Genomic DNA, 24,531 nt, shown 5'->3' on the forward strand with positions numbered 1-24,531 from the left:
CAAGCGCGACGGGCGGCTTGGCGCGGTCTGGCGCGTTGCCGGAACCCGGCCGGAGCCGGTTTTTGGATTAATCCGAAATCACGCGCTGCGTCTACTGACCGGACGCTTAACTGATTACATTAGCTGGGATCACTTCACTGTGACTGAAGAGAGGACAAATAATGTATTTAAGACCCGATGAAGTCGCTCGCGAACTGGAAAACTCCGGATTCGAAAGAGATTATATCACCCGACAATGTTACGGTTACCGTAAAGGTCACCACTATGTCTATGTGAATCGGGAGGCTAAACTGGGCCGAACCGCCCTGGTCGTTCATCCTTCGCTGCGCGATAAAAGCAGCCTGTTTGCCGCCCCGACGTCGCCGGTACGCTCCAGCGACAACTATCAAGTCTTTCCTTCCGATCCGGACGGCAAGCCCGACAGCCATTACGGCATCCCCCATGGTTTTTCTTCCCGCGCCTCGTTAACCCGCTATTTGCAGAAAATGTTCAATTAACCCGATCCCCTCCACGGTGGATTCATCATGCTATACCGGCGTTTGGTCATGCCATCAATCGCCGGTGGACGCGCACTACTATGATGAAAAATTGCAACATCTGCACTTTCATAGGTCATTTTTCCAGCATGATCCCGGCGGGCGGATCGATTCGCACGGCGGGATTGAGCCATTAATCAGTTAATTAATTGATTAGTTAACTGATGGCACGCTAGTTGCTACTTCCCCTTTATCGGTACGCTACCACGGCCGGCCATCGCCGCAGGCGTCATGACGTGTCTGCCGGTGTTTACGCCCAGATCATCGGGTAAACCAGATAAAGACCTTTCGGGAGTATTGCAAGCATGAGAATGACACCATCCCTGCTCCACGCTGTGTTGTTGTGCGCCGGCCTGACTCTGTGCGGCGCGGCGAGCGCCGAGGACCCGGCGCCGATCGCCATGGACAACGCCCTGCACGCGCTATTGCCGGACAAGATCAAAACCCAGGGCGTTATCAATCTGGTGACCGATGCCCATTACCCGCCGTGCGAGGTGTTCGCCGATGATAATAAAACCATGGTGGGGTTTGAGCCGGATCTGTGGAACGCCATCGGCAAAGTGCTGGGGGTGGGCATCAATCCGGTCTCCATCGATTTCGCCGGCCTGATCCCCGGCGTGAAAAGCGGACGTTACGATATGGCGATGGAATGCATTTCCGACAGCCTGGAGCGTGAAAAGCAGGTGACGTTCGTGAACTATGCCTATGCCACCAATGAAGTTTATACCCTGGCCAGTAATAAAAGCATCGTCAACGATCCGTTATCGCTGTGCGGCCTGAAGGTCGGCGTGCAGTCAGGCACCGATTTTGAACATGCCATCAGCGAAATTTTTTCACCTAACTGCACGAAGAATAATAAACCGGCCATTAAGGTGACCACCCTGCCGTCGGCGGACGCCGTGCTGCTGGCGCTGTACGCGGGACGTATCGATTTTGTGCTCAACGACGCCGCCGCCGCCGCCGAAATCAAAAAAGTGGCGCCCCGGCCGATTCGCACCGTGACCATGCCGCTGATGCCGAAATATTATCTTGGCATCGTGGTCAAGCCCGATAACCAGCAACTGGCCCAGGCCCTGCTTGGCGCGCTGAAGGTACTGTGGTCCAACGGCGAATACGCCCGCATCATGAAAAAATGGGATTTGGAACCCGTGATGCTGGAACAGCCGGGTATTAATCTGTTCACCACCCGCCCGATGCAATAAGCGCGCAACCGATGATGCGGGCGGATAAACAGACCGGGACAGCCCCTGTCCCGATTGCCGACAGCCAGCTGCGGTGCGATGTGCTGGTGGTGGGGTCGGGCAGCGCCGCGTTAAGCGCGGCGCTGAGCGCGGCGGCGGCGGGACTGGCGGTGCTGATCGTGGAAAAAGCCGCTGTCCTGGGCGGCACCTCGGCCATGTCGGGCGGCGCGGTATGGGTGCCCGCCAATCATCACGCCCTGGCCCGCGGGGTCGAGGATAGCCCCGCGCAGGCGCTGGAATACCTGCGCGCCGCCGCGCCCGCGGGTTGGCGCGCCGGCGAAGACCGGCTGTGGGCACAATTTGCGCGTTCCGCGCCCGAGATGCTGCGTTTTCTGGAAACCCATACGCCATTGCGTTTCAGCCTGACGCCGGAGGCCGATCCGCTGATGGACTGCGCCGGCGCCAAGGCCTTCGGCCGTATGCTGACGCCCGATCCGCTGCGGGCCGGGGTGCTGGGCAAAAGACGCTGTCCGGTCAGGCGTTCCCCCCTGCCTCAGGTCTATACCTACCAGGAAGTCATCGGCGAGGATATCTATCATCATCCGGTCAGGGTAGCGCTCAAGCTGGCGCCACGGCTGCTATGGCGCGCCATCACCCGCACCCGCACCAAGGGCGCGGCGCTGATTACCGGGCTGCTGGCCGGCTGCCTGGCCCATGGCTGCCGGATCGAAATGTCGGCCAGGGTCGTTGATCTCATCACCGACGCCGCGGGGGCGGTCACGGGCGCCTGGTTCAGCCGCGACGGCCGTCTGACCCGGATTACGGCCCGGCGCGGCGTGGTGCTGGCCAGCGGCGGTTTTGAATGGGATGCGCTGCGGCGCGCGGCGCATTTTCCCGGGCCGTTTGACGCCATTTCCAGCCCGCGCACCAACGAGGGCGACGGCCACCGCATGGCCCAGGCCGTGGGCGCGCGGCTGGCGCACATGGATCAGGCGAATATGAGCGGATCGCTGCCGACCCGCTACGAAGGGCGTCCCTATGGCCTGTCGGTGTTTTTTCAATACGAACCCAACGCCATCCTGGTTAACCGGGAGGGCCGGCGTTTTACCAACGAGTTTGCCTTTAACCTCGGCGAAGCGCTGGATGCGCGCAATGGGCAGGGTGGATTACCGCGGCATCTTCCCGCCTGGCTGATTGCCGATGCCCGCCTGCTGTGGCGCGCGCCGTTTTTGCTGGCCTGCGCCCTGCGCAGCCGGGGATGGATGCGCAGGGCCGGCAGCATCGGCGCCCTGGCGGACCAGCTTGGTTTGCCGCGGGCATCCCTGGAGGAAACCGTTGCGCGTTTTAACGATTTTTGCGCCCGCGGCGTGGATGAGGATTTCCAGCGGCATCTGGCCGCGGGCCATGGGCGGGGCGATCGGCGTTTTCACGGCGGCCTGCTGCCTATCCAGCGGGCGCCGTTTATCGCCGTGCCGTTTAACCGCAGCTTCACCGCCACCAAAGGCGGCCCGCGCACCGATGAGTTCGGCCGCGTGATCCACCTTGACGGCCATGTGATCCCCGGGCTGTTCTGCGCCGGCGTGCGCGATCGCCAATCCCATCGGCACCCGCGGCGTCGGCGCCGGCACCACGCTTGGACCTAACCTGACCTGGGGCTATATCTGCGGGCGGACCCTGGCCGCCGGTCCGGCGTCGGGAGGCGGGGATGATGTTTTACCGGCCGCGGGCGTCGCTTCCCCGGCCATCACCACGGAGTTGTCATGATACCTGATATCAAACCCGCGCCAACCGCCCTGGTAACCGGCGGATCCAAAGGCATCGGCCGCGCCGTTTCCCTGGCGCTCGCCCGATCTGGCGCCAATATTGCATTGCTGCTCAGGCGGGATCGGGATTCAGCCGATCGGCTGGTGGCGGAGATTCGCCAAACCGGGCGCCAGGCGCGCGCCTATTATGGCGACATCACCGATCGCGGCGCGGTTGGTTCTCAGGTGGCCGCGATCGCCGCCGAGTTCGGCGGGATCGATATGCTGGTGAATAACGCCGGCGCCACCGCCGCCGGCGAGTTGCTCAGCCTGGACGATGACGCCTGGCTGCAGGTGGTGAATATCAACCTGACCGGGTGTTTTGTGGTGGGCACCGAAGTGGCGAAGATCATGCGCGCCCGGGGCGGGGGCGGCATCGTGAATATTGCCGGGGCGTCGGCCCATCGCTGCTATCCCGGCGCCGGGGCCTTCGGCCCGAGCAAGGCGGCGGTGGTCAATCTGACCCGGCAGATGGCCGTGGAATGGGCGGACTATGGCATCCGGGTCAATGGCGTCAGTCCCGGGCCGATACGATCCGCGGCCGGCGACTGGCAACGGCGTGAACCGCAGCTGGCCGCCGAGGTGGCGCGCCTGCCGCTGCGGCGCGCCGGCTTGCCGGAGGAGGTGGCCGCGGCGGTGGGGTACCTGCTGTCCCCCGGCGCCGCCTATACCACCGGCCAGATGCTGGTGGTGGACGGCGGCGGGCTGTGTACCTGGTATATGACGAGATAGAGAGGCGGTAACGATGTCAGAACACGATACGCCGGCGGTGGCCGCTTATCAGGTGGTAAAACGATTTCACGGCCAGGAGATCCTCAAGGGCGTGGATCTGCAAATACGGCAGGGGGAAGTGGTCTGCCTGATCGGACCTTCCGGTTCCGGCAAATCGACCTTTCTGCGCTGTATCAATCACCTGGAAAAAATTGACGGCGGCGCGCTGTACGTCGGCGGGGAATTGATGGGCTATCGCCGGGTGGGCGATAAGCTCTATGAACTGAAAGAGGCGGAAATCGCCCGCAAGCGCGCCGGCATCGGCATGGTGTTCCAGCGCTTTAACCTGTTCGGCCATATGACCGCGCTGGAAAATGTGATCGAAGCGCCGATGCGGGTGCGTAAAGTGCCGCGCGCCGAGGCGCTGGAGCAGGGCAGGAGCCTGCTTGCGCGGGTGGGATTGTCGCATCGGCTGAATGCTTATCCCGCGCAGCTTTCCGGCGGCCAGCAGCAGCGCGTCGCCATCGCACGGGCATTGGCGATGAAACCCGCGCTGATGTTGTTCGACGAACCGACCAGCGCCCTGGATCCGGAGCTGGTCGGCGAAGTGCTGGATGTCATGCGCGGCCTGGCCGAGGAGGGCATGACCATGGTGGTGGTGACCCACGAAATGGCCTTTGCCCGCGAAGTCGGGGATAGCGTGGCGTTTATGGATAACGGGGCGATCATCGAAAAAAGCCCGCCGGCGGAAATGTTTCAGCGCCCACAGCACTCCCGGACGCGTGCTTTCCTGGCTAAACATCTTGCCGGCAAATGAATTTCACTAACGAATTGTTTTATATGGATTTAATTTTAATTAAAAAATTAAATTGCGTCGGTTTTTTTATTGACAGTATCAGAATGCAGGTGCATATTATTAATTAACTGATTAATTAATACCGTTGCCGGCGCCGTATCCTGCCTGTGTTAACAGAAGTCAGCGAGCATGAATGAGAGATAACATGACAGATAACCAGCAATATCAGGCCGTGGGGCAACACCCGCGCGATAAGGGCCATGACGCGCCGGCCTTTCCCCACGACGCCCTGACCGTGGTGCCGACCCGCTATCCGGGGCGCTGGATTTCAGTGGCCGTCTGTACGCTGCTGCTGATCATGCTGGTGCATTCGATGGTAATGAATGAGAACTTCGGCTGGCCGACCGTCGGACATTATCTGTTTTCGCCGACCATCCTGACCGGCTTATGGGTCACCCTGTGGCTGACGTTGACGATTATGCTGCTGGCGATTGTGCTGAGCGTGGTGATAGCTACCCTGCGCCTGTCCGCCAACCCATTGCTGGCGCACTTCAGCTCCGGTTATATCTGGTTTTTCCGCGGCACGCCGGTGCTGGTGCAGTTGATTTTCTGGTACAACCTGGCGGCGCTGTATCCAGAGGCCTATATCGGGATACCTCATGTGTTTACCCTCTACCAGGGCAGCATGAACGATATCATTACCCCCTATACCGCCGCCATCCTGGGGCTGGGGCTGAATGAAGCGGCGTATATGGCGGAGATTATCCGCGCGGGCATGTCCTCGGTGGATAACGGCCAGCAGGAAGCGGCCCGCGCCCTGGGCATGAATAAAGCGCAATGGCTGCGGCGGGTAATTCTGCCCCAGGCGATACCTTTTATTATTCCGCCCACCGGCAACCAGGTGATCGGCATGCTGAAAACCACGTCGCTGGTGAGCGTGATTTCATTATCGGATTTATTGTATTCAGCGCAGTCGATTTATTCGCGGACGTTTGAAAATATTCCGCTATTGATCGTGGCCTGTATTTGGTACCTGATCGCCACCACCGTGCTGAGCTGGCTCCAGGGGCGGATTGAAAAATATTTCCGCAAGGGCCAGGGTGCGCCGGCATGATCATAAATAGCGTTGACATCGGTTGATATTATCTTCAGGGGATTGTGATGAAATTAGGCCTGTTTAATTTAATGTCTTACCAGGATAATCCCCAGGGAATACAAGGGGTGATTAAAGATACGCGCGTGATGGTGGCGCTGGCTGAAGAAATGGGTTTTGAAACCGCCTGGTTTGCCGAACATCATTTTACCAATTATTCCATCAGCGTCTCGCCGTTATTAATGGCGGCCCATATGGCGGGATATAGCCGGCGCATCAAGCTCGGCACCGCGGTTATCGTCCTGCCGTTATACCAGCCGATGCGCCTGGCGCAGGAAATCGCCCTGGTGGATCGCCTGACCGAAGGGCGGCTGGTGCTGGGCATCGGCAGCGGCTACCAGGCCTATGAATTCGAACGCTACAATATTGATGTTGAACAGCGCAATCGCGTCCTGCTGGATAACTGGCAATTTATCGAGACGGCGCTGACCGGCGGCAAGGCGGCATCCTTATCCCATAACGGCGAGCGGGTGGAAACGGACTTTTTACTGACGCCTCTCCAGCAGCCGCTGCCGCCGCTGTTTATCACCACCACCAATCCGGCGTTGTTGCAGCGGTTTACATGCTGGGGCGCCACCGCGTTTATCACCGCCGGCTGGCGCGGTTCGCCGCGCCTGAAGGAGATGGCCCTGGACGCCAGGCGGCAATGGCGCGAGGCCGGCCTGATGGCGTCCACGCCGCTGGCGGTGCAGCAGTATATCCACGTCACCGACAGTAAAAAAGCGGCGCTGGACGCGGCGGAACGCGCATTATTCGTCGCCAGGATGATAAGCGCCCTGCACGGTAAGACCCTGGAGACCCAGGGCGCGTTTATCACCGCGCCTAAATTCCCCGATGAACCGGACGCATCGGTGGTGCGTGATAATTTGATTATTGGCGACGCGCATTATGTCGCCGAGCGGATTATTAACGAAGTAACGGATATTAATCCTTCGCACTATAACTGTTTTTTCCAATTTGGCGATATGCCGATCGAGGCCGCCAGGCAATCTTTGGAGAAATTCGGGCGTGAGGTGATTCCGCTATTGGAAAAAGCGCTGGGTAAGATCACGGTGGATATTCATTAAAGACTATCCCGTATAACCTCTTACCCACAATATTTGTTAATCGAGGGGATAAATCATGCCTGACTATTCACGGCGGATTGACTGCGCAATTGACGACAGCGCCACTATCGTGGAAAAAATTAAACAGCAGCGTTCCGATGATGCCGCCTTATCATCGACGCTGCCGCCGGAAGCCTATAATAGCGATGCGTTCTTTTCCCATGAAATGGAAAAAATATATCGGGGGGATTGGATTTTTGCCGGCCATATATCGCAAATACCCCATGCCGGAGATTATTTTACCCTGGATATCGTTAACGAACCGCTGGTGGTGACGCGCGACGCGGAAGGGATAAACGTGATGTCCGCCGTCTGCCTGCACCGCTGGGCGCCTATCGTCTCGGGCAGCGGCAACGCCAAGGCCCTGGTGTGCCCGTTCCATAACTGGACTTATGATCTGACCGGCAACCTGATCGGCGCGCCTTATATGAACCAGGCGGCGGAATTCGACCGTAAGCAATGCAAGCTGCCGCGGATCAGGCACGAGATTTTCCACGGCCTGATTTTTATCACCTTTTCGGATCAGGTGGAATCGATAGCGCAACGGCTCAAGCCGCTCAACGCCATGTTCGACAAGTACCAGGTGGCGGAGCTGGATACCGCTTATACCCTGGATTACGACTGTCCGTTCAACTGGAAAATGGCGGTGGAAACTTTTATGGAGTGCTACCACCATTCCGCCGTTCACCGCACCACCCTGGAAGACAGCTTTCCCGGACGCCTGAGTTATATCGGCGAGGACGGTCCCGGCTGGACCTTGTGCCACCAGCCGCTGCGCAAGAATGGCGAACTCTCGGAGGTGCTGACCGAGGGACTGATCCCGCTGTCGGGGTTCAGCGAGCAGGATATGCGCCAAATCGACCTGATGCTGATCTACCCCAGCTGCCTTATCGGCCTCAATCCCGACCGGCTGAGCATCAGCCAGCTGCTGCCCATCAATAAGCATATGACCGTTTGGCACCGCCTGGTGCTGGTGTCGAAGGCGTCAAGCAGCCAACCCGGCTTTGCCGACACCGCCGCCGCCATGAAGGCGTCCAGCCTGTCGATTATCGATGAGGATCTGGCCATCAACGCCGCCCAGCAGCGCGGCAGCCTGTCTTCGCTGGCGCGGCCGGGACGACTGGGACATTTGGAAACCACGGTCTGGCATCTGGCCAATTATATCCGCACCCGCATCTAGGGCGGACGGCGCGTGGCGCCGCACGATAACGAAAGGACGTTGCATGAAAATGGTAAAACTCGGCCGGTCGGGGCTTGAGGTCTCCGCACTGTGCCTGGGCTGCATGACCTATGCCCGCCCGGAAAAAAGCGGTTACGCCTGGACGCTGGATGAGCGGCAAAGCAGGCCGTTTATCCAAAAGGCGCTGGAGCTGGGGATTAATTTTTTCGACACCGCCAACGCCTATGCCAAAGGCGACAGCGAGGAAATCCTCGGCCGCGCGCTGCGGGATCTCGCCCGGCGCGAGGATGTGGTGATCACCAGCAAGGTGTTCAACCCCATGCGCCAGGGACCGAACAGTAAAGGACTGTCGCGCAAATGCATCATGACCGAAATCGATGCCAGCCTGAAACGCCTGGGAACGGATTATATCGATCTCTACCAGATCCACCGTTGGGATTATGACACCCCGCTGGAGGAGACGCTGGAGGCGCTGCACGACCTGGTGAAGATGGGCAAGGTGCGTTATCTGGGCGCGTCCTCCATGTATGCCTGGCAATTTTGCACGGCGCTGCACGTGGCGCGGGAAAACGGCTGGACGCCGTTTATCGCCATGCAGAACCATCTCAACCTGCTCTATCGCGAGGAAGAGCGGGAAATGATGGGGCTGTGCCGGGCGCAGGGCATCGGGGTAACGCCGTGGAGCCCGCTGGCGCGCGGACGCCTGACCCGGCCATGGCAGCAGGCGGCCGCCACCGGACGCGGCGCCAACGATGCGTATGCCGGCTTTTTATACTCGGCCACCGAACAGGCCGACCGGGCGGTGATTGAAGCGGTCACCCAGGTGGCCGCCGCGCGCGGCGTACCCCAGGCCCAGGTGGCGCTGGCATGGCTGTTTACCAAACCCGAGGTGGCGGCGCCCATTATCGGCGCCACGTCTTTCCACCACCTTGAGGACGCGGCCGGCGCCACGGAAATGACCCTGACGCCTGATGAAATCGCGGCGCTCGAGGCCCCTTATATTCCCCATGCGATCGTCGAGCACACCTGATCCGATACGCGATATTTACCTACAGAGCAGAGCCTATTATGAAAAAAAGTCAGCAGCAGATAGCGGAAATTGCCCAGCAGTTAAAGCAGAAAGGGGTGGAATATTGCATGGGCGCCTATGTGGATATCCACGGCGTGCCCAAAGGCAAGGTGGTGCCCATCGGCCATTTCAGCCAGATGGCGGCCGGATCGGAGCGCTACACCGGCTATGCGCTGGACGGACTGGGCCAATTGCCCAATGAGGATGAGCTGACCTCGATACCGGATTTGGATCATATCATCCAGCTGCCCTGGGAGCCGAAAATCGCCTGGATGCCGGCGGACAACGCCTTTAAGGGCGAACCCTACGCCCTTAATACCCGCGTGGCGCTGAAAAACGTGCTGGCGCAGGCGAAAGAAATGGGATTTGGTTTTAACCTGGGCATCGAATGCGAAATCTATCTGCTCAAACGCGGCGAGGACGGCGGACTGTCGGTGCCGGAAAAAGATAATAAGCTGAATAAGCCCTGTTATGACCTGCGCGGCTTTGTCGATCAGTTCGCCTGGCTGGATAAGGTCTCCACCACCATCAACGATCTGGGCTGGGACCTCTATTCCCTGGATCACGAGGACGGAAATTCGCAATACGAATTTGATTTCAACTATGCCGATGCGCTGACCAGCTGCGACCGGTTTATCTTTTTCCGCTTTATGGCCAAACATTACGCCAAGGAATTGGGCCTGGTGGCGACCATGATGCCCAAGCCCTTTGCCAATAAAACCGGCACCGGCGCCCATTTCAATATGTCGTTATACGATATCGGCAGCGGCGCCAATATCTTTGCCAGCAAAGACGACCCGCGCGGCCTGGGCCTGTCCGATACCGGCTATTATTTTATCGGCGGCCTGCTCAAGCACGGCCGGGCGTTGTGCGCGGCGTTCGCCCCCACCGTCAACAGCTATAAACGCCTGGTGCGCCAGGGCGCGATGAACTATTTCTCCTGGGCGCCGGTGTTTAACTCCTATGGATCCAACAACCGCACCAACTCGGTACGGGTGCCCGCCGGCGGCGGCCGCTGCGAATCGCGCAACGCGGACGGCGCGGTCAATCCTTATCTGGCGGCCACCCTGGCGCTGGCGGCGGGCCTGGAAGGCATCCGCGAAAAAATCGACCCGCGCGAGCCGAACGAGGACAACCTGTATGCCATCAGCGAACAGGAGCGCCGCGCCCGCGGCATCGATTTCCTGCCGCAAAACCTGCAGGAAGCGGTGGAGGCGTTCGCCGCCGATCCCTTTATCGAAGCCACGCTCGGCACTGCGCTGCGCGATGAGTTCGTGAAATATAAAACCCAGGAATGGAACAACTACCATCTGCACGTCAGCCAGTGGGAAATCGATCAATACAGCACGATATTCTGAGGCGGGGCCTGTATTGCCCGTTACGCGATACCGTTAAACCACGCGGCGGCGGATGCGTTCCACCGTCGCGATGCCGGCAGGGCGGCGATTTATGAACGTATCACAGCATTTTTTTGAGGTCATGGTGGTGGCGAAAAGCCACCGGGGCGACGGGGTGGTGTTTCTCACCCTGGCCCGTTCCGACGGCGCGCCGCTGCCGCCGTTTTCCGCCGGGGCGCATATCCAGCTGCGCCTGGCGGACGGACTGCTGCGGCAGTACTCGTTATGCGGCGATCCGGCGCGGCGCGATAGCTACCGGCTGGCGATCCTGGCCACCCGCCGCTCCCGGGGTGGCGGCAGCTATATCCGCGATAGCCTGCAGCGGGGGGATAGCCTTTGGATATCCGCGCCGCGCAATGACTTCCCGCTGGCGGAGCGGCGGGAGCCGGCGCTGCTGCTGGCGGGCGGTATCGGCATTACACCGCTGCTGGCGATGGCGCTGACGCTTAGGGCGCAGGGGCGGGAGTTCGGGTTGCACTATTACGGCAGGCCCGACACCCTCGGCGCCTTTATGGAACAGCCGGATTATACGCGGCTTGCGCGGCATATCGTCCCCCATTGCCGGGACGGCGCAGCCCCTGCTGACGCGGATTATCAGCAGTCCCTGGCGGTGGTGATCCGCGACTGGCAACGGCGGCACGGCCGGTTCAGCCTGTACTTCTGCGGCTCGCTGCCGTTTATGCAAAGCGTGCGCGATCAATGCGCCGCGGCGGAAATTCCCGCCGAGGCGTGTTTTTATGAGTCCTTTACCCCGCCGGAGGTGCGCGGCGAGACCACGTTTGACGTCGAGATTTTCAGCACCGGCGCGGTTATCCCGATACCCGCCGATCTGAGTATTGCCGAGGCGCTTAACCAGGCGGGGGTGGCGGTGGAAGTATCGTGCGGACTGGGGGTTTGCGGCACCTGTCTGGCCGGGGTCAAGGCGGGCATACCGGATCACCGGGATGAGTACCTTAGCGCCGCGCAGAAGGACGCGAACAACAAAATCATGCTGTGCTGCTCACGGGCGCGCTCTACACGTTTAGTGATCGATCTTTAATACCATCAGAGGAGTCTAGCTATGTCCGTTGCACCCTTTCACCTGGCAATTCCTGTTTACGACCTGAACGCCGCGCGCCATTTTTATGGTGAAATTTTTGGCCTTGCAGAAGGACGCAGCAGCGAGCAGTGGGTGGATTTTAACTTTTTCGGCCACCAACTGGTTATCCACGAGCACCCTAAAACCCCGAGCCAGGAGCACGCGCATACCAATCCGGTGGACGGCCACGATGTGCCGGTGCCGCATTTTGGCGTGGTACTGGCCTGGGACGACTGGGAAGCGCTGGCGGCCAGGCTGACCGCCCACGGCACCGCCTTTGTGATTGAACCCTATATTCGTTTCAAAGGGCAAATCGGCGAGCAGGCGACGATGTTTTTGCTCGACCCCTGCCAGAACGCCCTGGAGTTCAAGGCGTTCAAGGATATCGGCCAGCTGTTCGCGCACTGAGGTCCGGCGCCGCCGGCGTTCTTTAATAACCCGATTATCCCCGCGCCGCCGCGTGGCCGGCGGCGCGCCGGATTTATTTCGTCTTGACGTCCAGATGCTCGAAGACAAAGTCCCGCATACAGTTAATGGCGTGTTTATATTTGAATGTAGGGAACATGACGGTGCGAAATAACACCCCATCGAGAAAGGTGGAGATAAACATCGCCATATCCACCGGATTGACCTCGCGGAAAACGCCGGCGGCGATGCCGTCCTTAATGGTGTTTTTCAGGATCACCGACTCTTTTTCATAAAATTTCTTCACGGCTTTGTCGATATCGGGCGTACGCCCGTTGGTGCCGGCGTAATCAAGGCTAATCTTGGCTAATTTCTGCAGCAGGTAGAATTGCAAAATGTGGATTTGGATCCACAGGAACAGTACGTCCTTGGGATTATCCGCATTCATTTTGATGGAATCAAATTGCTCGAAGGCCTTTTCCACCGTGGATTCGATGACCTTAAGAAATAGGTTTTCCTTGGAGCCAAAATAATAATAAATCAATGCGGAATTAAGCCCGGTCGCTTCGGCGATATCCTTGATGCGGACCGAGGAGTAATTTTGTTTGGCAAACAATTCCAGCGCGGAGTCCTGCAGGGCATGAGCGACATCGTTTTGCAAATTCTTACCATTTTTAGCCGCGACTTTTTCTTTTATGTCATTGGTTTTCATACATTGCGTCCGGGCAGCCCAATTCTTTGAATGGCGTTATTGCAGCATGGGGATAATCAGTTTTAATAGGTGAATACTACCACAGGCGGGAAATCAGCAACAAGTTAACTAGCTGATTAATTAACATCTATCATACCGGCTACGCCGGAGGGAGGCATCATGCCGGATTACCACGTCTGCGACCTGGGCGCGTTTGCGCTGGAAGGCGGCGCAACGCTTTATGACGCCACATTGACCTATGAAATCCACGGCCGGCTTAACCGGCGGCGCGACAATGCCGTGCTGTTGCCGTCGTGGTACACCGGCACGCACCGATCCTACCGCGCGATTATCGGCGCGGGGCGGGCATTGGACCCGGCGCGCCATTGCATTATCGCCGTCAATATGTTCGGCAACGGCGTTTCCACCTCGCCCAGCAACTCCCCGCGCCAGGGCGGACCGCTGTTTCCGGCGGTGACGGTAGGGGATAACGTGCGGGCGCAGCACCGGCTGATTACCGACTCTCTGGGTATTGAGCAACTGGCGCTGGTATGCGGCTGGTCGATGGGGGCGATGCAGGCCTGGCACTGGGCCGCGGCCTATCCGGCGGCGGTGCGGGCGCTATTGCCCATTTGCGGCAGCGCGCGCTGCTGGCCGCTGAATCATGTGTTTCTGGAAGGAGTGAAGGCGGCGCTGCGCGCGGATCCGGCGTTCAATGACGGCCATTATGCCTCCCCGCCGCTGGCCGGGCTGGCGGCATTCGGCCGGGTCTATGCCGGATGGGCCTATAGCGCGGCCTTTTACCGTGACGCGCTGTATCAGGGACTCCACTTCGCCACGCGCGAGGATCTGCTGCGGGACTGGGAGCGCGATCATCAGGCGTGGGATGCCAACGACTTGCTGTGCATGCTGCGCACCTGGCAGGATGCCGACGCGGGGCGGGCGCCGGGATATGGCGGCAGCCTTCAGGCGGCGCTGGCGGCGGTTACCGCCAGGACCATTGTGATGCCGTGCAATACCGACCAGTATTTCACCCAGGAGGAGGCGTTTAAGGAGTTTTCATGGCTTAAACAGGGGAAATGGCGGCCGCTTACGTCCGACTACGGCCACTGCGCCGGCGCGCCCGGACGTTTTGCCGCGGAAACCGCCGTTATCGAGCAAGCGATACGCGAACTGCTTACTCAATAATCTCCAGTTCCACCACCCGGCCCTGGTCAAACCAGGTTTCCAGGCCGGTGACGCGCAACTGCAGGTCGCCTTCGATAACTTCGCCGATATACGAAATAGGCAAAGGCTCTTCGGCGGTATCATCGCCGTACACGACGCAAAATTGCTGGCGCGGGCTGTAAAAACACACCGACCCGGTAACCTTGCCGTATTTTTCCCGGCGCATTTTGCCCACTTCTTCGGTTTTGAATTTATTTTCCCACGGGGCGACGATGGGCATGGTGAAAAACACCATATCGCCGATAAGCTTGCCGTGCTGCAAGACGCTTTTCATCGGCAATTTGGCCCGCAGTTCTTTAACCAGGTTGGGCACTTTATCTTCCCATACCTCGATAATGCAAATAGGTTCGTCCGCAACGTTCATTCTGAGTTTCATTCTGGCACCTGATGATAACGTAAAAGGAAATAAGATAAGGGAGGTCAGGCCGGTTTAACCCGGCGGAAGCCGTCGCCAAGGCCCCATGGCAGAATAAAATCAACCCACATATGCAGGCGGTTGGCGTAGGACAGCGCCGCATGCGACAACCGGCACAGGTCATGCAGGGTGGTGCATTGGCAGGCGGTATCCACATACAGATGGATCATGGCGGCCGCGTGGGGCAGGCTGACAAAATCAAAAAAGTCCGCTTTATAGCCGATGATTTCCTTAATGATGGCTTGCAGCGTCGCCAAATCGGCGTCGGTATCTTCCGCCACGCGGATCAGGCCCCACAGCATTTCGTCGGCCATGGTGCGCGCTTCCCCCTCGGCGAAAATAATGGTGCTCAGGTATTGCCCGCGCGCGCCGGTACCGCGCGGCACAATACCCTTGCCCAGATCCCGCACTTCGTCCGGCTGCTCGAACCATATTTTTTCGCGTTCCTGCTCGAAACGCGCGATTACTTCGTCGACGGTCATTCTGATACTCTCCGGTTGGCTTGATAAAGCTATCTAAAGCTTATTAATTAATTAACTAATTAATAAGCAAGTAATATGCCAACAGAGAAACAGCGATGAGCTCTAGAATAATCAATATGTTGCAAAGGATCCGCGCTGACCGTCTTTCCCCGCCGTTCAGCGCGAACGATAGTGGTGCATGGGTTGCACCACGTTAGCCGCGGGCGTAGGCGGCCGCGCGTTCCACCAACGCGTCGTCGGGACGCACGCCGGTATACAGCACAAACTGTTCCAGCGCCTGGATGGCAATCACCTCGGCGCCGGTAATCACGGCTTTGTCATGCAGGCGCGCATATTGAATCAGCGGGGTTTCCGCCGGCAGCGCCACCACGTCGAACACCCGCCCGGCCCGGGCGATATACGGCTCGCTGAAGGACAGCTCTTCGGCCCCGGCGCCGCCCGCCATGCCCACCGGCGTGACGTTGATCAGCAGCGCGGCGTCCAGCCCGGTTTCATCGGCCTGCCAGCGGTAGCCGTAGAGTTCCGCCAGATGACGGCCGGTTTTTTCATTGCGGGCGATAATCACCCCCTGGCGGAACCCGGCATTATGCAGCGCGCCGGCCACGGCTTTCGCCATGCCGCCGCTGCCGCGCAGGGCAAAGGCGCTGTCCGGGCTGACCTGATGCTTTGCCAGCAGGCGCTCAATGGCGATGAAGTCGGTGTTATAGGCTTTCAGATAGCCGTCGGTGTTAACGATAGTATTCACCGACTCGATGGCGCGCGCCGAGGAGTCAAGCTCGTCCAGGTAGGGGATGCAGTCCTCTTTAAACGGCATCGACACCGCGCAGCCGCGGATGCCCAGCGCCCTGACGCCGCCGATGGCGGCGGCAAGATCGCGGGTGGTAAAGGCTTTATAGATATAGTTCAGACCGAGCTTTTCATAGAGATAATTATGAAAACGCGTGCCGAAATTGCCGGGGCGGGCGGCCAGAGACATGCATAACAGGGTATCTTTATTGATATTCATCATAGGGTCCTATTGCCTGAGTCGTAAACAAATGCCGTTACGCTGTGGATAAAAGGATATCACATCATGGCGCCGTCATCCGGTGGTTACCGGCGCGGATGGCCGGGCTGAAACATTGCCGTGCGCTTCTGGCATAACCGCGAACCGGTACTACACTCCAATAAGGCGTGTCTTACCACTCCAATTTCCCCGGCCGTCGTGCCGTTTACCTCATGCCTTCACCGGCAGGAACTATATTGATTATCTGACTGTCCATCGCATGCTGGCAGACCTTGCGGGCGGCGGTCGGCATTGTGACTGGATATACTAAAAATTATGCGCAGGAGACGAGTTTGATGGCTAAGGGATCGTCGAAGAAGGTTAACGAAATTGTTATTCCGACCACTACCACCACCATGGCGAGCAAAGTGGATAATCAGGTGGTGGTGACCATTGATAATAAAGGGGTGCGCATTGCCCATCCCAATAGCGATCATGACATTATCAGCCGCCTGGACGCGGATCGCAAAACGCGCGTCAGGGAAGGCATGCCGGTACCGCTGGGAGCAACCTGGGACGGACTGGGCGTCAATTTCGCCATTTTCTCCGCCCACGCCACCAAGGTGGAGCTGTGCCTGTTCACCGAGGAGGGGGAGGAGTATGACCGGATAGAGCTGCCGGAATATACCGACGAGGTCTGGCATGGCTACCTGCCCGACGCGCGTCCCGGCCTGCTGTATGGCTATAGGGTGCACGGTCCTTATGCCCCCGAGGAAGGACATCGTTTCAACCCCGCCAAACTGCTGCTCGATCCCTATGCCAAACAGATCTGGGGCGAGCTGAAGTGGGATGACGCGCTATTTTCCTACGATTTCGAGGCGGAAGATAAGGATCTGAGCCTGGATGAGCGCGACAGCGCGCCTTTTATGCCGAAATGCCGGGTGATCGACCCGGCGTTTTCCTGGCCGTCCAACGGCAAAAGTTTTATCCCCTGGGAAAAAACGCTTATTTATGAAACCCATGTGCGCGGCTATACCATGCGCCACCCGGCGGTGCCGGAGCATCAGCGCGGCACTTTCTCCGGCCTGAGCACGCCGCAGATTGTCGATTACATTAAATCACTCGGCGTGACCGCCATTGAACTGATGCCGATCCACGCCTTCGCCGACGATCGTCATTTGCAGGAAAACGGACTGCATAATTTCTGGGGCTACAATACCCTGTGCTTTTTTGCGCCCCATCCGCAATATATGGCCACCTCGACGGTCAATGAATTTAAACAGATGATCGCCACGCTGCACGCCGCGGGCATCGAGGTGATCCTGGATGTGGTGTACAACCACACCGCCGAAGGCAACGAGCTTGGGCCTACGCTGTCGCTCAAAGGTATCGATAATGCCAGCTACTATCGCCTGTTCCCCGAGGAGAAGCGTTATTACATTAACGATACCGGCACCGGCAACACCATTAACCTAAGCCACCCGCGGGTACTGCAGATGGTGACGGATTCCTTGCGCTACTGGGCCACCGAGATGCAGGTGGATGGCTTCCGTTTCGATTTGGCGACTATCCTTGGGCGCGAGGCGTACGGCTTTGACGAGGGTTGCGGCTTTCTGGACACCTGCCGCCAGGACCCCATCCTGAGCCAGTGCAAGCTGATTGCCGAACCCTGGGACTGCGGCCCGGGCGGCTACCAGGTGGGTGGTTTTCCGCCGGGCTGGTCGGAATGGAACGACAGATATCGCGATTCGGTACGTAAATTCTGGCGCGGCGACGAAGGGCAACTGGCGGACTTTACCACCCGTTTGGCCGGATCCGCCGATATCTTCAATCATCGCGGCCGTAAACCCCATGCGTCGGTAAACTTTATCACCGCCCACGATGGTTTTACGCTTAACGATTTGGTGTCCTACGAGCATAAGCATAACGACGCCAACGGCGAGGATAACCGCGACGGCCACAGTGATAATATTTCAGCCAACTATGGCGTCGAAGGCCCCACCGACGACCCGGCGATTAACGAGCTGCGGCTGCGCCAGATGCGCAATATGCTGGCGACGCTGATGTTCTCGCAGGGTACGCCGATGCTGCTGGCGGGAGATGAGTTTGCCCGTACCCAACAGGGTAATAACAATGGCTATTGCCAGGATAGCGATATCAGCTGGGTAAACTGGGAGATCAACGATAAGGGCGAATCGCTGATTTTATTTACTTACCGGCTGATTGCCCTGCGCAACCGTTTTCCGATTTTGCATCGCGGGCGTTTTCTCAGCGGCAAGCTCAATGAGAAGCTCAATATTAAGGATGTGACCTGGGTGCAGCCCAACGGCGAGGAAATGTCGGAGGAGGCCTGGGGCGACGCCAATCTGAAGAGCATCGGCATGCTGCTGGACGGTCGCGCGCAGCCTACCGGGCTGCTGCGGGTGGGATCGCAGAGTACCGTGCTGTTGTTGTTCAGCGCCTCCCACGAGAATCTGGTCTTTACCCTGCCGGAGGTGGCGCACGGGTACGGCTGGCGGCATATATTTGATACCTTTCAGCCGGATGATATCAATGAGCATAGCTTTGGTTTCGGCCATGCCTATACCTGTCCGTCGCGGACGGTGGTGCTGTTTGAACTGGTGAATACCAAGACCACGATGGTGGTGGCTTAAGCCGGCCTTAAGCAAGTAAGGCGTTAGCGGGCCTGCCACGTCGCGGGGCCCCGGTCGGGCGGGGGAAACCCGCCCGCCCCCCTGGCCACGTTTCCCCATCACGACCTCTGCTGTCAACCCTGCGCACTCTTTTCACGTTTTTTTGCTAAATATTCACGCCCCGCTGCCGATACTCCTTAAACGCAAACCCTTTGGAACGAGTTAATCGGAAGGATAACCGTTGCCCTGTTGTGGCTACCGAACAACGGCAACATGCCATGGGACTTGAGATGAGATGAATACGTTCCCCCACAGCGCCTTAAGATTTATCCGCCAGTTTGACTTTGGCGACGATCTGCTGCTGGACGCGGTCTATTTGATGCTGCGCAATCCTTTTCTGACGCAGGCGACATTAGCGCGCGAATTCAATCTGAGTTTTATCCAATCGGATGTGTTATTCAAAAAGTTGATTGAAGTTAATAAATTCCTAAAGACTAATTATTATGCCATGTCTTATGTAGCCAATAACAGAATCGCTGATGCCGTTAAGCTTTGGTCTAACCATCACCGCTCGGATCAGGGCGCGGCGTTGAAGCTTGATGCGCAGATCCATGATAAATTAATTGACCTGGCGCCGATTTTTTTTGATAAGCGGCAGGAACTGGTCTTTACCGACGGTTACGGGTCCTATTTCCAGTTCAATAAAGATACTGAAATCACGTTGATGGTTAAAGGGGTGCTGAGTAAAATTCTTGAACCTTATCAGAAGGTTATTTTAGATGCCGATTCAGTCAAGGCCTTTATTCTTGAGCAGGTCGACATCATGCGCGATGTGGCGGCGGTGTCCGGCCAGGATGTTGATATCCGGACCACGGTGATCAAGGCGGGCTGGAATGTAAACCTTATTACGCCGGAACGGGTGATTATCGCCGATAAATGCGGCTGTAAGGCGGCGATCACCTGTATCAATAAGACCCTGCCGACCAATACCCTGCAAAAAAGCAAAATTAACTACGGTTGCGATATTTCAGTTTATCTGGATAACGCGATGTCTTTGGTGGATGATTTTTACGTTAACTGCAGTTCTGAGGTGTTCAATACCAGGGAATTTTATAATATAAATATATAAAAGTCACCGCAAGGAAGGGTATGGACGTGCGCATCATGCCGGTTGAGGCCAGCGACCCGGAGTTTGCCCGCCTGGTCGCCGCGCTCGACGCGTATTTAATACCGCTGTACCCGGCGCAAAGCAATCATGGCCTGCCGATCGGCGCGCTGCGCGCAGCCGGGGTGCGGGTTTGGCTGGCGCGGGCGGGCATGCGGGCCGCCGGCTGCGTCTGCCTGTTTGTGGGCGAGGATAAGCTGCCGGAGATCAAACGCCTGTATGTCGATCCGGCTTTTCGCGGCTGCGGTATTGCCTCGGCATTACTGACGCGGCTGGAGGGTTGGGCGCGCGGCCAGGGATTTCGCGACCTGTATCTGGAAACGGGCATTTACCAGATGGATGCCGTGGCGCTGTATGAAAAACAGGGCTTCAGCCGCGTCGGCCGTTTTGGCGCTTACCCGGATGATCCCCTGAGCCTCTATATGCATAAGCCCATTGCGGATAATGTCTTTTAAGCGCCCTTCGCGCCAGGCGCCGCATTTTGGGTTCGCTTGCCGCGACAGGCGGCTCCCCATGGCGCGGGCGGCGCCAGCCGGGTAGCATCCTGTTATCTTTTCTTACTCGCCAGATATTCGTTCTGGAAAATACACATCCGGATGGTGTTGCGGTATTCGCCGTTGACAAAATATTCTTTCAGCAATACGCCTTCGACCTTGAAACCCAGCTTGCCGTAGATATGGATGGCCTTCTCGTTTTCCTGATCGACAATCAGATACAGCTTATGCAGGTTAAGCACCATAAATCCATAGTTCATGGCCAGCTGCGCGGCAATGCTGGCATAGCCGTGCCCCTGATGGGCCGGGTCGACCAGGATCTGGAACTCGGCGCGGCGATGGATATGATTGATTTCAACCAGTTCCACCAGGCCGATGCCCACACCTTCCTTATCGATGATAAACCGCCGTTCGCTTTGGTCATGGATATGCTTGTCATAAAGGTCGTTAAGTTCGACAAAAGCCTCGTAAGGTTCCTCGAACCAATAACGCATGACAGTTTCATTATTATCCAGCTGATGAACGAAATGCAGATCTTCCCGTTCTAATGGACGAAGCTTAATATTATAACTATGCGATATTTCATTTTCCACAATCATGATGGCTGCCAGGCATGCTTGATTATATTCCCCATAATAAAAAGAATGATATTATAAGCTAATTAATGATTAGTGGTTTTAGAAATAACATTCATGACCAAAACACCACCAATGATCATGAACATACCGAGTATGGCATAGATATCGAGCTTTTGGTCAAAAAAGAAATAACCTGAAACGGCAACAAATACAATGCCTAAGCTTGCCCATGCCGCATAAGCGACGCCCACGGGCATGGTTTTGAGTACTTGGGAAAGCAATATAAAAGAAATACAATACCCGACAATAACGATAATGGAAGGGTACATTTTGGTAAAACCCGCGGAGGCTTTTAACGAACTTGTGGCTATGACTTCAGAAATTATTGCTATTAACAGGTACAGATAGGTCATAAGATTATTCTTTCGGTTTCTAAATGGCTACTGATATTATCATAGCCCGCCTGCAGAAGAAAATTGGCAATATTATGACAAATTCAGTGAATAATCTCTGTAATCATTGCTCTAACGTGGACGTGTTACGGGCAACGGTAACGGATGGGCGCGGGGGTCGCCGCCGCCGCGCCGCCGCCCACGCCGCCGCAGGCTAAATATCCACGGTGCGCCGGAAAGCGTTGCCCGCGCCGTCAAACAGGTGCGCCTTGTCGGCGGGGATGGCGAGATCCACCGTATCGCCCAATGCCAGGCGCCGGTCTTCCCCGTGCCGGAGTATCACCGGCTCGCGGTCCGGCAGTGCAATGTATAAATAAGCCGCTTCGCCCAGATGTTCAATGTGCTGGATACGCCCCGACAGCTGCCGGTCCTGCGGCGCGCACAGCCGCAGGTGCTCGGGACGGATGCCCACACAGACGTCGTCGCCGTCGGCGAGCCTGGCGTCGACGCAAAGCTCGACGGCGTCGGTTCCGTCCAGGGTGACCGTCGCCCGGTCGGCACCGGCGCCGGTTAACCTCGCCGCCAGGAAATTCATTTGGGGCGACCCGATAAAACCGGCGACAAAGCGATTGACCGGGTGGTGATACAGCGCCAGCGGATGGCCGACCTGGGCAATGGAACCCTGGCTGAGCATGGCGGCGCCGCTGTTGAGCAACACGATTTTATCAGCCAGCGTCATGGCCTCCACCTGATCATGGGTGACATAAATCATGCTGTTGCCCAGCTCATGATGCAGTTTGGCAATCTGGACCCGGGTGGCGACGCGCAGCGACGCGTCCAGGTTGGATAACGGCTCGTCGAATAAAAAGACCTCCGGGTCGCGCACGATGGCGCGGCCAATGGCCACGCGCTGGCGCTGGCCGCCGGACAGGGCCTTCGGCAGGCGGTCGAGCAGCGGGTCAAGCTGAAGGATGCCGGCGGCGTCGTGCACCCGCCGCGCTATCTCCCGCTTGTCGACCTTGGCCAGCTTCAGGCTGAAGGCCATATTGTCGAAAATGGACATATGGGGGTACAGGGCATAGCTCTGGAACACCATGGCCACGCCGCGCTCCGAAGCCGGCAGGCGGTTGACTACCCGGTCGCCGATAATAATATCTCCCGAACTGATGGTTTCCAGCCCGGCTATCATGCGCAGCAAGGTGGATTTGCCGCAGCCCGAGGGGCCGACAAACACACAGAACTCCCCATGCTCGATATCCAGGTTGACCCCGTTGATGACCTGGGTGTTGTGATAACTTTTAAAGACATTGCGTAAGCGTATGGCAGCCATCGTCCGGCTCTCCTGTTGTAGGGTGGTCGGGCGTTATTTCACGCCGCCCATGGTTAAACCCCGGACCAGATGTTTTTGCACCAGCAGTCCCAGCACCAGCATCGGCAGCATAACCAGCGTGCCGGCGGCGGTGAGCGGCCCCCATTCGGTGCCCTGGAAGGTGAGGAACGAGGTGATGGCCACCGGCAGGGTCTGGGTGGATTCGCCGGACAGGGTGAGCACGATCTGGAACTCATTCCAGATAAAAAACAGCGTCAGCACCCCGGACGCGGCCAGCCCGGTACGGGCCAGGGGAAGAATGATCCGGGCGAAGACCTGCCATTCGCTGGCCCCGTCCACCAGCGCCGCCTCGCGTAATTCCGGCGGAATATCCTCGAAAAACGTGGTGATCATCAGGATGGTGAAGGGCACGTTGGCGAGGGTATAGACCGCAATCAGCACCAGGTAGCTGTCGGTCAGGCCGAGGGACGTCACCAGGTAGTAGGCCGGCAGCACCAGCATGATCACCGGGGCAAAACGCAGGCTCATGATAAATTGCTTGGCGCGCGCCTTCTTGATGACAAAAAACACCAGCCCGTAGGAGAACAAGGCCCCCAGCAGCAGGCACAGCAGGGTGGCGGCCAGGGAGATCACCACGCTGTTAAAGAAGGCGCGGATAAAATCGCTGTTACCGAGTACGGTGGCGTAGTTGTCCAGGATGGGCGTAAAAAACAGCCTGGGCGGCATGGCGAACGCGTCGATATAGGTTTTGAACGACATCGACACCAGCCAGAAAATCGGCAGCAGGAAAAATGCCAGGATAAGCAGTAACAGGGCATAAAACCCCGCCCAGCGGCCGGTGCGTTTCAGAGAATCAGGCATCTTTCATAATCCGGTTGCTTGCCATGGAGAGCACCAGGATAACCAGCAGCGTGTTGATGATGGCGATCACCACCGCTTCGCTGATGCGAAAATCCTGAAAGCCGGTCAGGTAGGCGAACATGTTGGTGGTTTCGGTGGCCAGCGCCGGCCCGCCGCGCGTCATGACATAAATCAGATCGAACGACTTAAAGGCGTCAATCATGCGCAGGAACAGGGCGATGAGGATAATCGGCTTGAGCATCGGCAGTTTGATATAGGCCAGCAGGCGCCAGCCGCGCGCGCCGTCCAGTTCCGCCGCCTCCAGCGGCTCTTGCGGCAACGAGTCCAGGCCGGCCGATACCAGCAGGATGATAAACGGCGTCCATTGCCAGACGTCGGCGACGATAAGCGACGCCATGGCATAGGACGGATTGCCGAGCCAGTCGACGGGGGCGATGCCCAGCAGGCCGGCCAGGTAATTAAACAAGCCGGCGTTGGGATCGTAAAAAATGCGCCAGATAAGGCCGCCGACGATGGGCGTGACGATCATCGGCAGCAGCAGCAGCGCCCGCGTCAGTTTGCGGCCGGGAAAATCGCGGCTGATAAACAGGGCGACGGCGCATCCCAGCGCCAGCTCGATAAGCGTTGCCGCCGCCACGTACACCAGCGTATGCCACAGCGAAAACCACAGGCGCGGCTGCTGCAGCACGTCGATAAAATTGGCCAGCCCGACAAACCCAAACGGCGGCGGCGCCATCATGTCGATATCGTGCAGCGCCAGGTACAGCGAATAGCCCAGCGTGTAGACCGACACCGCCATCAGTGCCGCCAGCAGCGGCACCGTAAACGCCCAACGTGTAAACGTTGCTTTCATGTTGACTCCGG

General features: G+C 58.0%; 25 protein-coding genes. 16 read left to right on the forward strand and 9 right to left on the reverse strand.

Features of this window, described 5'->3' with window-relative positions; genetic code table 11:
• Window positions 1–161: 161 nt before the first annotated feature.
• From ABUK12_RS21735 to ABUK12_RS21790, 12 genes are all read left to right on the forward strand, one after another.
• The gene (locus ABUK12_RS21735) at window positions 162–497 is read left to right on the forward strand and encodes a DUF2002 family protein (protein WP_410013763.1); all 336 of its coding nucleotides are present in this window, start codon (window positions 162–164) and stop codon (window positions 495–497) included.
• Window positions 498–841: 344 nt separating this feature from the next.
• A complete protein-coding gene (locus tag ABUK12_RS21740; RefSeq protein WP_410013764.1) occupies window positions 842–1,738 on the forward strand; it encodes an ABC transporter substrate-binding protein in 897 nt (298 codons plus the stop codon).
• 11 nt (window positions 1,739–1,749) lie between these two features.
• Window positions 1,750–3,360, forward strand: a complete 1,611-nt coding sequence (locus ABUK12_RS21745) for an FAD-dependent oxidoreductase (RefSeq protein ID WP_410013765.1) — start codon at window positions 1,750–1,752, stop codon at window positions 3,358–3,360.
• A 117-nt stretch (window positions 3,361–3,477) separates the two neighbouring features.
• Window positions 3,478–4,251, forward strand: a complete 774-nt coding sequence (locus ABUK12_RS21750) for an SDR family NAD(P)-dependent oxidoreductase (RefSeq protein WP_410013766.1) — start codon at window positions 3,478–3,480, stop codon at window positions 4,249–4,251.
• Window positions 4,252–4,264: 13 nt separating this feature from the next.
• Window positions 4,265–5,047 carry an amino acid ABC transporter ATP-binding protein gene (locus ABUK12_RS21755; protein ID WP_410013767.1) on the forward strand — a complete coding sequence of 261 codons (783 nt, stop codon included), beginning with the start codon at window positions 4,265–4,267 and terminating at the stop codon, window positions 5,045–5,047.
• Between the two features lie 184 nt (window positions 5,048–5,231).
• A complete protein-coding gene (locus ABUK12_RS21760; protein ID WP_410013768.1) occupies window positions 5,232–6,140 on the forward strand; it encodes an amino acid ABC transporter permease in 909 nt (302 codons plus the stop codon).
• A gap of 47 nt (window positions 6,141–6,187) precedes the next feature.
• On the forward strand, window positions 6,188–7,246 hold the full coding sequence (locus ABUK12_RS21765) for an LLM class flavin-dependent oxidoreductase (protein ID WP_410013769.1): 1,059 nt from the start codon (window positions 6,188–6,190) through the stop codon (window positions 7,244–7,246).
• 55 nt (window positions 7,247–7,301) lie between these two features.
• Window positions 7,302–8,465 (forward strand): aromatic ring-hydroxylating oxygenase subunit alpha, encoded by a 1,164-nt coding sequence (locus tag ABUK12_RS21770; protein ID WP_410013770.1) that lies wholly within the window; start codon window positions 7,302–7,304, stop codon window positions 8,463–8,465.
• 43 nt (window positions 8,466–8,508) lie between these two features.
• A complete protein-coding gene (locus tag ABUK12_RS21775) occupies window positions 8,509–9,495 on the forward strand; it encodes an aldo/keto reductase (RefSeq protein ID WP_410013771.1) in 987 nt (328 codons plus the stop codon).
• Window positions 9,496–9,533: 38 nt separating this feature from the next.
• Window positions 9,534–10,892: a type III glutamate--ammonia ligase gene (gene glnT / locus ABUK12_RS21780; RefSeq protein WP_410013772.1), complete on the forward strand. Its 1,359-nt coding sequence runs from the start codon at window positions 9,534–9,536 to the stop codon at window positions 10,890–10,892.
• Between the two features lie 91 nt (window positions 10,893–10,983).
• Window positions 10,984–11,970, forward strand: coding sequence for a PDR/VanB family oxidoreductase (locus ABUK12_RS21785; protein WP_410013773.1), 987 nt, complete (start codon window positions 10,984–10,986; stop codon window positions 11,968–11,970).
• A 21-nt stretch (window positions 11,971–11,991) separates the two neighbouring features.
• Window positions 11,992–12,417: a VOC family protein gene (locus ABUK12_RS21790; protein ID WP_410013774.1), complete on the forward strand. Its 426-nt coding sequence runs from the start codon at window positions 11,992–11,994 to the stop codon at window positions 12,415–12,417.
• 73 nt (window positions 12,418–12,490) lie between these two features.
• On the opposite strand, the gene ABUK12_RS21795 is transcribed toward ABUK12_RS21790, so the two are convergent.
• Complete coding sequence (locus ABUK12_RS21795) at window positions 12,491–13,126, reverse strand: TetR/AcrR family transcriptional regulator (protein WP_410013775.1); 636 nt, start codon at window positions 13,124–13,126, stop codon at window positions 12,491–12,493.
• Between the two features lie 159 nt (window positions 13,127–13,285).
• Between ABUK12_RS21795 and ABUK12_RS21800 the strand changes: the two genes are divergently transcribed.
• Window positions 13,286–14,293, forward strand: coding sequence for an alpha/beta fold hydrolase (locus tag ABUK12_RS21800; RefSeq protein WP_410013776.1), 1,008 nt, complete (start codon window positions 13,286–13,288; stop codon window positions 14,291–14,293).
• Here the strand turns inward: ABUK12_RS21800 and ABUK12_RS21805 are convergent.
• The 3 genes from ABUK12_RS21805 to ABUK12_RS21815 form a co-directional block, all read right to left on the reverse strand.
• The gene (locus ABUK12_RS21805; RefSeq protein ID WP_162366696.1) at window positions 14,283–14,708 is read right to left on the reverse strand and encodes a hypothetical protein; all 426 of its coding nucleotides are present in this window, start codon (window positions 14,706–14,708) and stop codon (window positions 14,283–14,285) included. The two genes, ABUK12_RS21800 and ABUK12_RS21805, sit on opposite strands and share 11 nt — an antisense overlap.
• A 44-nt stretch (window positions 14,709–14,752) precedes the next feature.
• Complete coding sequence (locus ABUK12_RS21810) at window positions 14,753–15,229, reverse strand: hypothetical protein (protein WP_410013777.1); 477 nt, start codon at window positions 15,227–15,229, stop codon at window positions 14,753–14,755.
• 193 nt (window positions 15,230–15,422) lie between these two features.
• Complete coding sequence (locus tag ABUK12_RS21815) at window positions 15,423–16,238, reverse strand: shikimate 5-dehydrogenase (RefSeq protein ID WP_410013778.1); 816 nt, start codon at window positions 16,236–16,238, stop codon at window positions 15,423–15,425.
• Between the two features lie 332 nt (window positions 16,239–16,570).
• Between ABUK12_RS21815 and glgX the strand changes: the two genes are divergently transcribed.
• The 3 genes from glgX to ABUK12_RS21830 all read left to right on the forward strand — a co-directional run bounded on the left by glgX (window position 16,571) and on the right by ABUK12_RS21830 (window position 20,467).
• Window positions 16,571–18,868 carry a glycogen debranching protein GlgX gene (glgX, locus tag ABUK12_RS21820; RefSeq protein WP_410013779.1) on the forward strand — a complete coding sequence of 766 codons (2,298 nt, stop codon included), beginning with the start codon at window positions 16,571–16,573 and terminating at the stop codon, window positions 18,866–18,868.
• A gap of 274 nt (window positions 18,869–19,142) precedes the next feature.
• Complete coding sequence (locus tag ABUK12_RS21825) at window positions 19,143–19,976, forward strand: hypothetical protein (RefSeq protein ID WP_410013780.1); 834 nt, start codon at window positions 19,143–19,145, stop codon at window positions 19,974–19,976.
• 20 nt (window positions 19,977–19,996) lie between these two features.
• The gene (locus tag ABUK12_RS21830; RefSeq protein ID WP_410013781.1) at window positions 19,997–20,467 is read left to right on the forward strand and encodes a GNAT family N-acetyltransferase; all 471 of its coding nucleotides are present in this window, start codon (window positions 19,997–19,999) and stop codon (window positions 20,465–20,467) included.
• Between the two features lie 92 nt (window positions 20,468–20,559).
• Here the strand turns inward: ABUK12_RS21830 and speG are convergent, their stop codons facing one another.
• The 5 genes from speG to ABUK12_RS21855 form a co-directional block, all read right to left on the reverse strand.
• Window positions 20,560–21,105 (reverse strand): spermidine N1-acetyltransferase, encoded by a 546-nt coding sequence (speG, locus tag ABUK12_RS21835; protein WP_410013782.1) that lies wholly within the window; start codon window positions 21,103–21,105, stop codon window positions 20,560–20,562.
• A gap of 62 nt (window positions 21,106–21,167) precedes the next feature.
• Entirely contained in the window at window positions 21,168–21,497 is a 330-nt protein-coding gene (locus ABUK12_RS21840; protein ID WP_410013783.1) for a DMT family transporter, read from the reverse strand.
• 193 nt (window positions 21,498–21,690) lie between these two features.
• The gene (locus ABUK12_RS21845; RefSeq protein WP_410013784.1) at window positions 21,691–22,806 is read right to left on the reverse strand and encodes an ABC transporter ATP-binding protein; all 1,116 of its coding nucleotides are present in this window, start codon (window positions 22,804–22,806) and stop codon (window positions 21,691–21,693) included.
• Window positions 22,807–22,839: 33 nt separating this feature from the next.
• Window positions 22,840–23,667 carry a carbohydrate ABC transporter permease gene (locus ABUK12_RS21850; RefSeq protein WP_410013785.1) on the reverse strand — a complete coding sequence of 276 codons (828 nt, stop codon included), beginning with the start codon at window positions 23,665–23,667 and terminating at the stop codon, window positions 22,840–22,842.
• Window positions 23,660–24,520: a carbohydrate ABC transporter permease gene (locus ABUK12_RS21855; RefSeq protein ID WP_410013786.1), complete on the reverse strand. Its 861-nt coding sequence runs from the start codon at window positions 24,518–24,520 to the stop codon at window positions 23,660–23,662. The genes ABUK12_RS21850 and ABUK12_RS21855 overlap by 8 nt, the downstream gene beginning before the upstream one ends.
• Window positions 24,521–24,531 lie beyond the last annotated feature (11 nt).

It is taken from the genome of Sodalis sp. C49, assembly GCF_046352915.1.
In the GTDB taxonomy this organism is placed as follows: domain Bacteria; phylum Pseudomonadota; class Gammaproteobacteria; order Enterobacterales; family Enterobacteriaceae; genus Acerihabitans.